This window comes from Candidatus Halocynthiibacter alkanivorans, assembly GCF_003333265.1.
Taxonomy (GTDB): Bacteria; Pseudomonadota; Alphaproteobacteria; order Rhodobacterales; family Rhodobacteraceae; genus Halocyntiibacter_A; species Halocyntiibacter_A alkanivorans.
Genome location: NZ_QOLB01000130.1, coordinates 50020 through 63124 on the forward strand (window position 1 = coordinate 50020; position 13105 = coordinate 63124).

Annotated in this window: 14 protein-coding genes; 5 read left to right on the top strand and 9 right to left on the bottom strand. The window is 57.3% G+C overall.

Features of this window, described 5'->3' with window-relative positions:
- Positions 1–11: 11 nt before the first annotated feature.
- On the bottom strand, positions 12–203 hold the full coding sequence (locus DWA01_RS16295; protein WP_114286864.1) for a hypothetical protein: 192 nt from the start codon (positions 201–203) through the stop codon (positions 12–14).
- Between the two features lie 898 nt (positions 204–1101).
- On the opposite strand from DWA01_RS16295, the gene dalA reads away from it, so the two are divergent.
- Complete coding sequence (gene dalA / locus DWA01_RS16305) at positions 1102–1653, top strand: divisome-associated lipoprotein DalA (RefSeq protein WP_114286865.1); 552 nt, start codon at positions 1102–1104, stop codon at positions 1651–1653.
- Here dalA and DWA01_RS16310 read toward each other — a convergent pair.
- The 5 genes from DWA01_RS16310 to hslO form a co-directional block, all read right to left on the bottom strand.
- The gene (locus tag DWA01_RS16310) at positions 1643–2155 is read right to left on the bottom strand and encodes a L,D-transpeptidase family protein (RefSeq protein ID WP_114286866.1); all 513 of its coding nucleotides are present in this window, start codon (positions 2153–2155) and stop codon (positions 1643–1645) included. The genes dalA and DWA01_RS16310 overlap by 11 nt on opposite strands.
- Positions 2156–2229: 74 nt before the next feature.
- The gene (locus DWA01_RS16315) at positions 2230–3441 is read right to left on the bottom strand and encodes a class I SAM-dependent RNA methyltransferase (protein WP_114286867.1); all 1212 of its coding nucleotides are present in this window, start codon (positions 3439–3441) and stop codon (positions 2230–2232) included.
- A gap of 74 nt (positions 3442–3515) precedes the next feature.
- On the bottom strand, positions 3516–4667 hold the full coding sequence (locus DWA01_RS16320) for a CCA tRNA nucleotidyltransferase (protein WP_235008586.1): 1152 nt from the start codon (positions 4665–4667) through the stop codon (positions 3516–3518).
- The gene (locus DWA01_RS16325) at positions 4664–5266 is read right to left on the bottom strand and encodes a CoA pyrophosphatase (protein WP_114286868.1); all 603 of its coding nucleotides are present in this window, start codon (positions 5264–5266) and stop codon (positions 4664–4666) included. The genes DWA01_RS16320 and DWA01_RS16325 overlap by 4 nt, the downstream gene beginning before the upstream one ends.
- Complete coding sequence (hslO, locus tag DWA01_RS16330) at positions 5253–6254, bottom strand: Hsp33 family molecular chaperone HslO (protein WP_114286869.1); 1002 nt, start codon at positions 6252–6254, stop codon at positions 5253–5255. The genes DWA01_RS16325 and hslO overlap by 14 nt, the downstream gene beginning before the upstream one ends.
- 100 nt (positions 6255–6354) lie before the next feature.
- Here hslO and DWA01_RS16335 point away from each other — a divergent pair, with 100 nt between their 5' ends.
- On the top strand, positions 6355–6810 hold the full coding sequence (locus tag DWA01_RS16335) for an NUDIX domain-containing protein (protein WP_114286870.1): 456 nt from the start codon (positions 6355–6357) through the stop codon (positions 6808–6810).
- Here the strand turns inward: DWA01_RS16335 and DWA01_RS16340 are convergent.
- On the bottom strand, positions 6798–8060 hold the full coding sequence (locus tag DWA01_RS16340) for a PP2C family protein-serine/threonine phosphatase (RefSeq protein WP_235008587.1): 1263 nt from the start codon (positions 8058–8060) through the stop codon (positions 6798–6800). The two genes, DWA01_RS16335 and DWA01_RS16340, sit on opposite strands and share 13 nt — an antisense overlap.
- Positions 8061–8270: 210 nt before the next feature.
- Here DWA01_RS16340 and DWA01_RS16345 point away from each other — a divergent pair, with 210 nt between their 5' ends.
- Positions 8271–8606: an Hpt domain-containing protein gene (locus DWA01_RS16345; protein WP_114286871.1), complete on the top strand. Its 336-nt coding sequence runs from the start codon at positions 8271–8273 to the stop codon at positions 8604–8606.
- Position 8607: 1 nt separating this feature from the next.
- Here DWA01_RS16345 and ilvA read toward each other — a convergent pair whose 3' ends face one another.
- Together ilvA and DWA01_RS16355 are read right to left on the bottom strand one after the other, a co-directional pair.
- Complete coding sequence (gene ilvA, locus DWA01_RS16350; protein ID WP_114286872.1) at positions 8608–9855, bottom strand: threonine ammonia-lyase IlvA; 1248 nt, start codon at positions 9853–9855, stop codon at positions 8608–8610.
- A gap of 61 nt (positions 9856–9916) precedes the next feature.
- On the bottom strand, positions 9917–10684 hold the full coding sequence (locus DWA01_RS16355) for a hypothetical protein (protein ID WP_114286873.1): 768 nt from the start codon (positions 10682–10684) through the stop codon (positions 9917–9919).
- Between the two features lie 143 nt (positions 10685–10827).
- Here DWA01_RS16355 and DWA01_RS16360 point away from each other — a divergent pair, with 143 nt between their 5' ends.
- Both DWA01_RS16360 and msrA read left to right on the top strand, forming a co-directional pair.
- Entirely contained in the window at positions 10828–12060 is a 1233-nt protein-coding gene (locus DWA01_RS16360) for an argininosuccinate synthase (protein ID WP_114286874.1), read from the top strand.
- A 235-nt stretch (positions 12061–12295) separates the two neighbouring features.
- Positions 12296–12946 carry a peptide-methionine (S)-S-oxide reductase MsrA gene (gene msrA, locus DWA01_RS16365; protein ID WP_114286875.1) on the top strand — a complete coding sequence of 217 codons (651 nt, stop codon included), beginning with the start codon at positions 12296–12298 and terminating at the stop codon, positions 12944–12946.
- The last annotated feature ends 159 nt before the right edge of the window (positions 12947–13105 follow it).

A 13105-nucleotide genomic window follows, 5' to 3' on the forward strand; every position in this document is an offset into this window, starting at 1 on the left:
GAAATCAGGACTTAGTCGTTAGCAGCAACTGCAGCAGCTACCAGAGCCAGCAGCAGCAGTGGCACAAGATAGCCACCAGCGGACGAAGAAGCTTCTTCTACGACAGCCATTGGCATTTCTTCAACGACGGGTTCGCTGTAACCGCCAGCAAAAGCTGCGGAACCGGCGACAACAAATGCAGCAGCAACGATAAGTTTTTTCATGTCTTTTCTCCAGATTACCCCAACGGCAAACACACTGACGCCAGGCACATATGTGTAACTGTACGTACAGTTACGATTATTTCATCATATTTTTCAATTCTGAGCATAAAGCTACGCCCAGAACGGCGAAAAATGTCGTCAAATTGGCAACACTTCAGCGCCATTATTCGTGCGCATATAAAGCTCTGCAAGGTGTTCGTTGTAAAGCCCGATACCGCGGTTTGACGATCACCGGTCTATTTTCCCCCTTGTTCCGCACTTTTCTGACAACGGGATATTTGCGTTGGCAATATCACCTGAGCGTGCAGGAGCCCCCCGTTCTTGCGGCTGGGAAAATGCGCTTGCGACAGTTTTGCCACCTTTTGAAAGACGTTCTTCAGGCAAATTGGCGCCGGGGAATTAGCCGGCATCACCTGCGTCCTTGATCAGGTTTTTCGTCTGACGGCCGCCGGTGGTGTCGTGAAACAGTGGACCTGGGACCGGCCCGGGACCCGTAAAATAAAGCCACTGCGCAGATTCCGGTCTCAAATGCCTTTATGCAGGTGCCCGGGTTTAGACCGCCTGTCCGGGGCATCGGATGGGTGAACTGTTGCGCGGCAACAATCAGCCAGACACCCGTCGCCACCGGGCTGCCCCTCAAACCAGGCCCGTGCAGACGCGGAAATCCTGGCGGCATCGCCGGTCTTCGTAATTGCGCTGCGGTTCGCCAATACACTGTGTCAGGGCTTCAGACCGCCTTCGTTTCTCACGGAAAATTGTTCTGACCGCCCGGGTTTATGGCGCGAAAGCCTCAGTCTTGCGGCAAACAGGCACGAAGCCGCCACTGGCACGGGTAAAGTTTGCCCCTGACACATCAACACGTTAGTGCTCGCTTTAAACCTTTTCAGGAGTGTCGTGAATGTTGCGGATTTTTAGCCTTCTTCTGGTGGCCCTTGTCACGTTGAGCGCCTGTGCCGCGCCAGCGCCAATCATAGGTGCGGATGGCAAACCCATTCAGAAACTTTATCGTATTCAACCCCGCAACGAAGCCAAAATTCAGTTCCGCGTGCTGGATTCGGTCAATGCACTGCGGCTGGCGTCCGGTGCAAAGCCTGTTGCGATGAATGCGCAATTGACCGCAGCGGCGGCAACCCATTCCCGCGACATGTCGGTCCAAAACCGACCCTGGCATTTTGGCTCTGATGGTTCCTCCCCGATCGAACGGGTCGCCCGTGCCGGCTACAGCGGTGAAATGACCGGCGAGCTGATCTCTGAAACCTACGAAACTGAGCTGGAAACCCTGGCCGCCTGGATGGACCAGCCCGACACCCGCCGGGTGATCCTGGAAGCCGATGCGACAGATCTTGGATTTTCCTGGTATCAGGAAGAGACCGGAAAAATCTGGTGGACCATGGTTCTGGGCGAAAACGAAGCTGTTCTGGACACGTTGCTGGGCGCAGCTACGCAATAATATCAATCACCGTGCCGTTTTTGACCATGGTCCAGATTTCTTCGATATTGCGGTCAGAAACGGCAATACAGCCAGCGGTCCAGTCCCGGCCCAGCCCATAGCCCTGCCCGGCACGACCATGAATAAATATATCGCCGCCCGGGCTTTTGCCCGCGACGCGCGCCTCGGCGATGTCTTGTGCGTTCGGGTAGGAAATCCCCAATGACAGGTAATACTGGCTCTGTGGATTGCGCCGGTCGATAATATAGCGCCCCTCGGGCGTCTTGCCGTCACCTTCAAATTTCTTGTCGCCCAGCGGCGCATAGCCCAGCCCGACGTCATAGCTTCTCAGCACGTCCTGACCGTTCAGCAGGAATAGTTTGCGTTTGCCCTTGGCCAGGATCACCCGCGTCACCTCAGGTCCCGAATACACCACAGCACCGGATAAAATGCTGGATTTTCGCGAACAGGCGGACAGAATGCCCGCCGCCATAGCTGCCAGAACGGCGCGTCTTTTCCACATGATTGCTGCCTCAGAGCTGTTATTTTGTCCCAGACTAACCTGGATCGCTGGGCCAAAAAACCCGGCAGCGCTTGTCAGCGCGTAAAAGAGGCCACAACTTCGACGTGTGGCGACCAGCGGAATTGGTCCACCACATCCACCCAGTTCAGGCTAAACCCGGCGTCTGTCAGCGTTTTTGCGTCGCGCGCGAAGCTGACCGGGTTGCAGGACACCGCAGCGATTGTGGACACACCGGAGCGCGCCAGTTCCGCGATCTGCGCCTCGGCACCGGCACGTGGCGGGTCAATCACCACCGAATCATATGATTTCAGCTCTTCCGGCAGCACCGGACGGCGGAACAGGTCGCGGGTCTCAGTTGTCACCAGCTTCAGGCCCTGCGCCCGGCGCCAGCCCTTGTCCAGCGCCGCCAGCATGTCGCCCTCACTCTCAACCGCGTGCACTTCGGCATTTTCAGCCAGTGGCAGCGAAAAGGTACCGCAGCCCGCAAACAGGTCCAGCACCCGCTTGCTGTCACCGGTAACTTCGCGCACCGCCTCAAGCAGCGCCGCTTCGCCCTCGGCGGTGGCCTGGAGGAAAGCACCCGGAGGCGGGGTAACCAGGGCTTTGCCAAATCTGTGTGCCGCCGGGCGGCGTTCCGCGACCTGTTCTTCATTCCAGCACAGGCGCGCCAGGTTGAACTTTTCCGCCAGTGCCGCCAATTCGACCCACATCTGGCCTTCCAGCGCTTTGCCATTGCTTACCGAGACATCGGCGCCACCTTCGCTGATGGTGACAGTCAGGGTGATCACACCTTTGCGCGATGCGCCGGCCACGGTCAGCGCCTCCAACGCCGGAGTTAAGGCCATCAGATCCGGATGCATCAGTTTGCAGTTCGGCACTTCAATCAGCGTATCTGACCCGCGCGCATGCAGCCCGATCATGGCACCGTTTTTGGTGCGTTTGCCGGCAAAAGCGGCACGACGGCGGGACCGCGCCGGTGACGTCAGTACTTTGCGGATCTCAGTGTCCAGCCCCTGATAGGTCAGGGCAGAGCGCACGATGGCGGCTTTCCACTCTGCCACAAAAGGCTCGGCCGCATGTTGCAGCGAACAGCCGCCACAGGCTTTGTAATGGGAGCACACCGGTTTTACCCGGATATCAGAGGGCACCAGAATGCGCGGCGCCACCATATTGGCCCCCGTAACCTCGCCCTCAACAACTTCACCAGGAAGAGCCATCGGCACAAAAACCGGACCCGCGGCAATGCCGTCGCCCAAATGTCCCAGCCGTTCAATCGTGACTTTCATGTGCTTGCCTTCCTGCTTGCTCAATGGGCGCCTATAACGCGATTGTGCAGCACCGTCGAGCCGCTGTCGCATTTTCACGCCAAAAGCGCGTCCCGCCCCAGCTCAAAGCCGCTTTTGATCCAGCGCGCTTCAAGCCGGCGCAACTCATCGCCCAGCGCCACGCCCTGAAACCGGTCCATCAGATCCGCCGCCCGCACCGGGAATCCAGCCGCCTGACCCAGCGCGATCTGATCGCCAGCATCCGTCGCCACCGGGGTTTCTATCATAGCAGCCCCCAAAAGAGTCACATCCCAGGCGGTGTCTGCACCAAAGCGATACGCCATCTCCGCCGCGCCCTGCCCGGCATTGATCAGCTCGCGCAACAGCGCCACCTGTTTGCATTGTTTTTTGGACAAGCGCAGATCAGCGGGCTCTGCCACGCCGCCCAGAGCCACCAGACGGCGCATCCCGCGTGGAGCAACGCCAGACAACGTCTCAAGATGCAGCAGAGGCAACAGCGCGCGCACCGATCCGCCGGGCCAGATGCGCGACAATACGGTAGACTGCTCCATCGCCGCCAGCGCCATGCCCGGGTCCGGCGCCCTCAGAAGCTTGCCAAACTCTGCGCCCACACGTTCACGCGACAGGCTTTCAATGCCGTCGGCGTGCTCAGAGCAGGCCGCAAGCCCGTCTGCATCCATGCCAGCTTCATCATCGCTATACCAGGCGTGAAAGCGGAAAAACCGCAGAATGCGCAGATAATCTTCCTGAATGCGCTGCGCCGGATCATCGATAAAGCGCAGGCGCCGGGCCTTCAGATCCTCAAGCCCGCCAAGAGGGTCCGTCACCGTGCCGTCCGCCGAGGCATACAGCGCGTTGATGGTAAAATCACGGCGATGCGCGTCCTCAGACACGGTATCGGCAAAGGCAACCACCGCGTGGCGGCCATGGGTCTCTACATCGCGGCGAAACGTGGTGATTTCATAGGGAACGCCTGCGGCAACCACGGTCACCGTGCCATGGTCGATCCCGGTCGGGATGGCTTTCAAACCCGCTGCACGGGCCAGTTCGATCACCCGCTCCGGCCGGGCGTTGGTTGTGATATCGATGTCAGACACCGGCACGCCCATCAGCGCATTGCGCACACAGCCGCCGACAAACCAGGCTTCAAATCCCGCATCCGTCAGCATCGCCATGACGCTCTGTGTCGCGGCGGAATCGATCCAGGGCCCTTTGAGCTGCGTCACCGGCTCATCCGTTCAGCAAAACCGCGCAACACCCGCGCTGTCGCCCCCCAGATATAATAGGGGCCAAACGGGGCAGCGTAATATTTGCGGGGTCCGCCCTGCCAGATCCGTGATTCAACCCGGTATCTCGCCGGGTCGGCCACGTGAGACAACGGCACACGAAACACTTCGGCCACTTCGCCGGGTTCCGGAACAGGTGTAAACTCCGCCCGCACCCGCGCCACAACCGGCGTCATCGCAAAGGCAGTAACGGTTTTATGAACCGGCAATACACCCAGGATCTCAACGTTTTTCGGATCAAGCCCGATCTCTTCCCAGGCTTCACGCAAGGCTGCAGCTTCCGGGCTGGCATCGTCCTCGTCCACTTTACCGCCGGGAAAAGAGATCTGCCCGGGGTGATGTCTCAGAACGGAGGAACGTTTGGTCAGGATCAGCTCGACCCCGTCAGGACCGTCAATAAACGGCACCAGCACCGCTGCTTCGCGCAGCCTGCGCCCCGGAGGCAAATCAATACCTGGGTTCAGGTCAAAATCAGACGTTGGGCCACTGTCGCAGCCCAGCGCCTTATTTATCGCAGCAAAGGGATCAGCCTTTGTCACCCGCCATCTCCTCTTTCGCCTGAAAACCGAGCGTCGCCGGGTCAAAGCTGTAATGCGAGCCGCAGAACTGGCAATCTGCGGTGATGGTGCCGTCGTCACGGGTCATATGCACAAGTTCCCGGGCGGAATAGATCGACAGGCTCTGACGCACTTTGTCCTCGGAACAGCTGCAGCCAAAGCTCAGTTTCTGCGCGTCAAATATGCGGGGTTCTTCTTCGTGGAACAGGCGCACCAGAAGATTGGTCGGGGCAACGGACGGGCCGATCAGTTCCAGCACTTCCACTGAATCCAGCAAGATGTTTACCCGGTTCCAGTTTTCTGCAGCATCGCCGCTCAAAACATCTGCTGCGGCCAGAACACCCTCTTCGCCGGTGCCGCCTTCGCCCGTCACCTGCGGGCTTGCTTTTGGCATATGCTGCAGCATGACACCGCCCGCACGCCAGGATTCAGAGCCCTTTGCCAGCGTCGAGCGTCCGTGTTTGAGTTCAAAACGGGTTGGCAACTGTTCAGACTGGGCGAAATAGGTTTCCGCACAGTTGGCCAGTGAGTCACCGGCAATCGGGGTGATGCCCTGGTAGGGCACCATGCCTTCGCCCTGGTCGATCAGCACTGCAAAATAACCATTGCCAATTTGGGGAAAGGCGTCGCCATTGGGATCCAGACGCTCTTCATCATAGCTGGCGTAGGCCCGGATACGCGCCGGTTCCCCATTCTCGCCGGGACCATAATAATCGGTGGCAATCAGACGCGCCGCGCCAGAGCCGCGCACCTGCAGCGAAAGCTTCCAGCGCAGCTTGATAGATTCACCGATCAGCGCCGTCAGCAGGGCCATCTCCGCCACCAGTGCTTCGATCGCCGGCGGGTAATCATGCTGCGCCAGCACCTGATCCAGCACCCCATCCAGGCGGGCCACCCGGCCACGGATATCTGCGCGGTCCAGCTGAAAAGGAAGGACGGTGTCGTCCCAGGCAATTTTTGATCCGGTCATAGTGGCTTTCCTTGCGCATCGTGACCTGGCATGTCACGTCGGTCTTGGCTTATCGCGTCTATATAGGCACAACTACCGCAAACGAAAGAGCAAGGCCGCTATGATCCGACGATATGACGAACCGGTACGCCACGATGTGTCTTATAAATCGCGCCCTGGCGCCTATGCAGTTCTGGTACGGGACAGCAAAATACTGCTGACCTGGCAGGGCGCGCCACATGATGAGCTGCAACTTCCGGGCGGTGGTATTGATCCCGGCGAAGGCCCGCTGAACGCGCTGTATCGCGAAGTGTTTGAAGAAACCGGCTGGCGCATTGCAAACCCCCGGAAATTCGGCGTTTTCCGGCGCTATTGTTACATGCCGGAATATGGTTTCTGGGCCGAAAAGACCTGCCATATCTATGTCGCAACACCTGTTTTACGCCTGGGCCCACCTTCGGAGGCGGGCCATACAGCAGTCTGGGCAGATAAGGATCATGTTGCCGGCATAATCGCCGGTGAGGGCAACCGCGCCATGGTGCGCGCCGTGTTGAAACAACTGGCTCAGGTCTCGTAAAGGACCGCTGATATATCGTCCGGGAAGTCCTGATCTTCAGAAAACTTGTTCAGATCCCAGATCATCGCTTCAAAAAATGCGTTGCTTTTCTGAAAGCGATTCCGCTGCATCAACTCAATCAGACCGTCTTCGCCAAGCAGCTCCCCACTTGGGTCGGGGCATTCTGAAATTCCGTCAGACTGCAATAAAAGCCGGTCGCCCTTCGCCATCGTCACTTCAAAATCTTCCCAGGTCGCGCCCGGAATCAGACCGATGGGCATGCCGCCCTCGCCAATATATTCAACAGAACCATCAGCATGTTGCAGCGCCGGGTGCGGGTGACCGCACTGGGTCATGACAACCCGGCCCGTTTTCAGGTCGGCATGGGCCAGCAGCATAGTGAAATAGAGCTCGGTTTCCATTTCCTGTAACATCAGCCGGTTGAAATGTTCCGCCACCTCAGAGGGTGGCCTGGCGACAAACTGACCATTTTTATCGCGGGCCAAAGCAATATTCTGATCCGGAGATGTGCCCGACAGATATGATGCCAGGCGTGCGGTCATCAGTGCGGACGCCACGCCGTGCCCTGAAACATCAATCGAAAACAATCCGATTTCGTTCTCATTGATCTCAAAAAATCCAACCAGATCACCGCCCACATGCCCGCTCGGACGCAAAAGCAACGAAACTTGCGCTTTGCCAAAGTCACGAAACCGCTCGCGCACCAGAGATTGTTGCAGTTTGCGCGCTTCGATCAGATCGCGGTCCAGGGATTCGTACAGAGAGGAAATTTCTGCCAGTGTTGAGGTGACCAGACGGTTTTTCTCCGTCAGTTCCCGCTCGATGCGCAAAATCCGGTCCCCGGCGCGGATCCGGGCAAGCAATTCATCCCCCGCCACCGGTTTGGTGAGAAAATCGTCGGCGCCGATATCGAGACCATGGGCCACTGCGGCTTTCTCGCTTTTGGAGGTCAGCAGAATAAAATACCCGTAGTTCTCCCGCTCAAGCTTTCGGAATTGTTGACAAAATTCCAGACCATTCATGCCCGGCATCATCCAGTCGCTGACCACAAGATCAATCGGATGCTCACGGCACAATTCCAGCGCCTCCGCGCCCGAGCCCGCCTCCAGAACAGTATAGCCCCACCGGTTCAGATAGGAGGACAAAATGCGTCGCTGTGCCCGGCTGTCATCAACAACCAGCACCAATTTCACGGCGGCTGAGCCCGACTCCGGGGTACTGATCTTTTTATCCACTCGAACTACAGTCACGTGATTGGCTCCAAAGCGTGAGGAAAGCTTCCTCAATACCCCTTACTGAACCAAGAGAATTAATGCGTGATTAAGACTAAAATTTAACAGTTATAGGAACTTGCGGTCACAACTCGTTAAGATCATATTCCTAAAATGTTAAAAGCCGGAACTTACGCGTTAGGCAAGTCCGGGGTAGTGTGAATTACGATCTGTAACAAGGAAATAGTGATGATTGACTGGCAACGCGTCACTGACCTTCGCGATGAAGTCGGTAGCGAAGATTTTAAAGAAGTGCTCGACCTGTTCCTGGAAGAGGTCGAGGAAGTCATAACACGCATGCGCCGCATGCCTGATCCCGCCCGCTATGAGGAAGATCTGCATTTTCTGAAAGGCAGCTCCCTGAACCTCGGCTTTGCGGCATTCAGCACTCTTTGTGAAGAGGGCGAACAAAACGCGTTGCAGGGAAAAACCGATCTGATTGATCTGGCAAAAGTCTTTGCCACCTATGAAGCGTCAAAAGCTGCTTTCGCCGTCCGCTCTGAGGAATTGTGCTCCGCCGCCTGACTTACAGAATAAACTCGGCCACCGTCTCATCGCCGGTGATATCGCGATACGTCAGACCCGCCGCATCAAGCCGGGCGAACAAATTCTGAAAATTAGCCGCATTCCGGGTTTCGATGCCGATCAGAACCGAGCCGAAATTGCGCGCCGATTTTTTCAGATATTCAAACCGGGCGATATCATCCTCCGGGCCAAGCAATTCCAGAAAATCCCTCAGCGCGCCGGGCCGTTGCGGCATGCGCAGGATGAAGTATTTCTTCAGTTCCAGAAAGCGCTGTGAACGTTCTTTGACTTCTGGCAGGCGCTGAAAATCAAAGTTTCCACCCGACGTTACGCAAACCACTGTTTTTCCGCGAATTTCATGCCGCAGATCTTCAAGGCAATCAATCGACATAGCGCCGGCAGGCTCCAGAACAATGCCTTCCAGGTTCAGCATCTCCAGCATGGCCGTACAGATACGGTCCTCCGGTGAGGCCAGGATGTGGTCCGGAGCCACCCCGCGCAATTGTTCAAACGTCTGATCGCCAATACGCGCAACCGCCGCGCCGTCGACGAAACTGTCAACATGATCAAGTTTCACCGGATGACCGGCTGTCACCGCTGCGGCCAGGCTGCGCCCGCCCTTCGGTTCTACATAATACAACTCTGTGCCCGGCGCTTCTGAACTGAAATAGCGGGTGATGCCCGAAGACAGGCCGCCGCCGCCAACCGGCAGGATCAACATATCGGGTGCCTGTTCCATCTGGGCCAGCAATTCAACCGCAACCGAGGCCTGGCCCCGGATCACGTCCGCATCATCAAAGGGGGACAGGAAATGGCCGCCAGCCTGTTGGCAATAGTCCTTGGCCGATGCCAGCGTGTCATCAAAATAGTCGCCAATCAGTCGAATTTCCACCGCGTCCCCGCCAAAAACCCGTGTCTTATCAATCTTTTGCTGTGGAGTGGTCACCGGCATAAAGATCACACCGCGCACCCCGAAATGACGACAGGCAAACGCAACGCCCTGCGCATGATTGCCCGCTGAGGCACAGACAAAGACCTCCTGAGACGGGTCACGCTCCAGCACTGTGCGCATCGCCGTATGGGCGCCGCGGATCTTGTAGGAGCGCACCGGTGTGAGATCCTCGCGCTTCAACCAGATATCGGCACTAAATTTTTCAGACAGGTGATCGTTGCGCTGCAAGGGGGTCGGCTCAAACAGGTCGCGCAATGCGCGCTCTGCAGCCCGGGCGGAGGAGATGAAATCTGTCATAAATACTGTCTTGCGCAAACCTGGCGCAGACGCAAGCTCAGAGCATTTCCCGGCGCTGTTCTCAGACCAGGCTGCGTTCTTCGACCGCGACGCCATAGATAGTGGTCAACACACTGATGGACACCATGAAAGTGATCCAGCTGACCGCACCCGAGAGTGTAACCTGAACCAGGCTTCCGTCAGCAAACACCGACAACACCGGCGCTGAAACAGCGTTCACCAGATACCCAAAGACAAAAACCAGCAGCGAGGCCTGGAAAATTGCGGCGGCATAGGGCTTGGTGACCCCCATCGCGTCAGACAGCGTAAAGGGCTCGCCAAGCGCAGCCGCGGGCAGGATCGGAGACACCCGGTAGAACAGATAGCTGAGCGCAATCAACAGCACGAAGGGCGTAATATACATCACCGGCGCAAACAGCATGCCAATAGAAAGCCCGATAACAATCATCGCAACGACAGCACCAAGAATGCCGATAACGGCCAGACCCAGCGATCGTTTGAGATAAGACAACACCAGGTTCAGATGCAGCGCCGGCACTAGACGTTTTGGCTTTTCGTCAAGTAAAACAAAGCGATGCCACGAGACTGCAATCCAGAAAGCGATCAGAAAAGCAATCACTGAGCCGACTAAAAACCGTGTGATCAGCCCTTCAGGAATCTCGGTCATCTGGCCGGTTTCCAGCATCATCGCCACGTCAAACATATCGGAAAACGCCCAGACATAATCGACGATATAGAGCAGCCACAATACCGCCGAGACCCGCAAAGCGTCCTTCAGATTGCCAAAGACCTGGCGCACAGAATGAATAAAAATATGAAGGCCGTTCATCGAAATCTCCTGCAGTTCCGGGCAGAGAGATAACCACTGCACGCGCCCAAAACAATGGCAAACGCCCGGCGCAGGTCGCTATCCTTGATTCCATGCTCAAAATCCGATAATCGCGCATCAATACACGCAAAAGGAAATCGCTCATGTCTGCGCCCAAAAAAGTCGTGCTCGCCTATTCTGGCGGCCTGGATACGTCGATCATTTTGAAATGGTTGCAAACGGAATATGGCTGCGAGGTGGTGACGTTTACCGCTGATCTGGGTCAGGGAGAAGAGCTTGAGCCAGCGCGCAAAAAAGCTGAACTTCTTGGTATCAAACCAGAAAACATCCATATCGAGGATGTACGCGAAGAGTTTGTGCGCGATTTTGTCTTCCCGATGTTCCGCGCCAATGCGGTCTATGAAGGTCTGTATCTGCTCGGCACTTCTATCGCCAGGCCGTTGATTTCAAAGCGTTTGATTGAGATTGCAGAAGAGGTCGGTGCCGATGCGGTCGCCCATGGCGCCACTGGCAAGGGCAACGATCAGGTGCGTTTTGAACTGGCCGCCTATGCGCTGAACCCGGAGATCAAAGTGATCGCGCCATGGCGCGAGTGGGATCTGTCGTCCCGGACCAAACTGATTGATTTTGCTGAGAAAAATCAGATCCCGATCGCCACAGACAAACGCGGCGAAGCGCCGTTCTCGGTCGATGCCAACCTGCTGCACACCTCCAGTGAAGGTAAGGTTCTGGAAGATCCGGCAATTGATGCGCCTGAATATGTCTACCAGCGCACCGTTAACCCGGAAGACGCGCCCAACACACCCGAGTTTATTGAGGTGGGTTTTGAGCAGGGTGATCCGGTTTCGATCAATGGTGTTGACATGTCCCCCGCCGAAATTCTGACCAAACTCAACGAGTTGGGCGGCAAACACGGCATTGGTCGTCTCGATCTGGTGGAAGGTCGTTTTGTCGGCATGAAATCACGCGGCATTTATGAGACGCCTGGCGGCACCCTGTTGCTGGAAGCGCATCGTGGCATCGAATCGATCACCATGGACCGGGGTGCGATGCATCTGAAAGATGAGCTGATGCCGAAATATGCCGAGCTGATCTACAACGGGTTCTGGTATTCGCCCGAGCGTGAGATGCTGCAAGCTGCCATCGACAAATCCCAGGAACATGTCACCGGAACCGTAAAATTGAAACTTTACAAAGGTCTGGCCCGCACCGTCGGCCGCTGGTCCGAGCACTCGCTCTATTCCGAGGAACACGTGACCTTTGAAGATGACGCCGGGGCCTATGATCAGAAAGACGCCGCTGGCTTTATCCAGCTGCAGGCACTGCGCCTGAAACTGATCGCGGTGCGTAACCGCCGTGTCGCCGGCAAAAAATAAACACATCGTGCGTGGCACTCATCGCTGCGCACTTATGTGAAAATTGCACAAAACACTGCACGACCTGTGCAAAACGCCCATCGCCACGCGCGGTGGGCGTTTTTTCGTGCCGCGCTCCCTGCCCCATTGCCCCACGCCCCATCCCAGAGGTCGGGTAAACTCATTTCACCCCTGCGTGAGACCCATTGCGTGCCGCCCTGAGGCCACCGCATGCTGGTGAAAAGGAGGACGTCTTATGCGATGCAAAGAGATTGTGCGACTGATACTGATTGCCGCAACCTTCACCCTGGGCGCTTTGGTTGAAAAAGCCCGGGCCGAGATCCTGACTGTGGCAGGGGGCTGTTTCTGGTGCGTAGAAAGCGATTTTGAGTCCGTGCCCGGCGTGCGCGGCGTGGTGTCGGGCTATACCGGCGGCACATCACAAAACCCGACCTATAAACAAGTCAGCCGGGGCAATACCGGACATTTCGAGGCGGTGCAGATCGATTTTGACCCCAACATCGTCAGCCGTGAAACCCTGCTGGATATGTTCCTGCGCTCGGTGGATGTGCTGGATGCTGGTGGGCAGTTCTGTGACCGGGGCCAGGTCTATGCCACAGCGGTCTTTGTTGAGGGTGCGACGGAGCGTGCGCTGGCACAAACAGTCATCGCCCGGGCCGAAGCCGATCTGGGGCAGCAGGTCGTCACCCCGGTGCTGGCGGCCAAACCGTTCTGGCGCGCGGAAGCCTGGCACCAGGATTATTACAAGAGCCGCAAGCGGGTGGTCACCCGGTTTGGCGTGGTGCGCAAGGCCGACGCCTATAAGCGCTACCGCGCGGGCTGCGGCCGGGACGCGCGGCTGCGGGCGTTATGGGGCGCTGACGCCCCGTTTGCCCAGGCCCATTAACGTGAGGGCCATTAACGCTGGAGCCCGCTGACGCGGAAGAAATGAGCGCGCGGCGCTGGCCGGGCACGGTGCTTTGTCGCAGCGTGCACCGGCCCGGCGACGGGCCACAGAAGAAGATTCTGGCCTTCGGCGAGGATATTTACACCAAAAAGAAACCTG

What these genes read in the sequence shown, in the direction of transcription:
- DWA01_RS16295 (WP_114286864.1), bottom strand. Translation starts at nt 203, where the DNA reads ATGAAAAAACTTATCGTTGCTGCTGCATTTGTTGTCGCCGGTTCCGCA.
- dalA (WP_114286865.1), top strand. Translation starts at nt 1,102, where the DNA reads ATGTTGCGGATTTTTAGCCTTCTTCTGGTGGCCCTTGTCACGTTGAGC.
- DWA01_RS16310 (WP_114286866.1), bottom strand. Translation starts at nt 2,155, where the DNA reads ATGTGGAAAAGACGCGCCGTTCTGGCAGCTATGGCGGCGGGCATTCTG.
- DWA01_RS16315 (WP_114286867.1), bottom strand. Translation starts at nt 3,441, where the DNA reads ATGAAAGTCACGATTGAACGGCTGGGACATTTGGGCGACGGCATTGCC.
- hslO (WP_114286869.1), bottom strand. Translation starts at nt 6,254, where the DNA reads ATGACCGGATCAAAAATTGCCTGGGACGACACCGTCCTTCCTTTTCAG.
- DWA01_RS16335 (WP_114286870.1), top strand. Translation starts at nt 6,355, where the DNA reads ATGATCCGACGATATGACGAACCGGTACGCCACGATGTGTCTTATAAA.
- DWA01_RS16345 (WP_114286871.1), top strand. Translation starts at nt 8,271, where the DNA reads ATGATTGACTGGCAACGCGTCACTGACCTTCGCGATGAAGTCGGTAGC.
- ilvA (WP_114286872.1), bottom strand. Translation starts at nt 9,855, where the DNA reads ATGACAGATTTCATCTCCTCCGCCCGGGCTGCAGAGCGCGCATTGCGC.
- DWA01_RS16355 (WP_114286873.1), bottom strand. Translation starts at nt 10,684, where the DNA reads ATGAACGGCCTTCATATTTTTATTCATTCTGTGCGCCAGGTCTTTGGC.
- DWA01_RS16360 (WP_114286874.1), top strand. Translation starts at nt 10,828, where the DNA reads ATGTCTGCGCCCAAAAAAGTCGTGCTCGCCTATTCTGGCGGCCTGGAT.
- msrA (WP_114286875.1), top strand. Translation starts at nt 12,296, where the DNA reads ATGCGATGCAAAGAGATTGTGCGACTGATACTGATTGCCGCAACCTTC.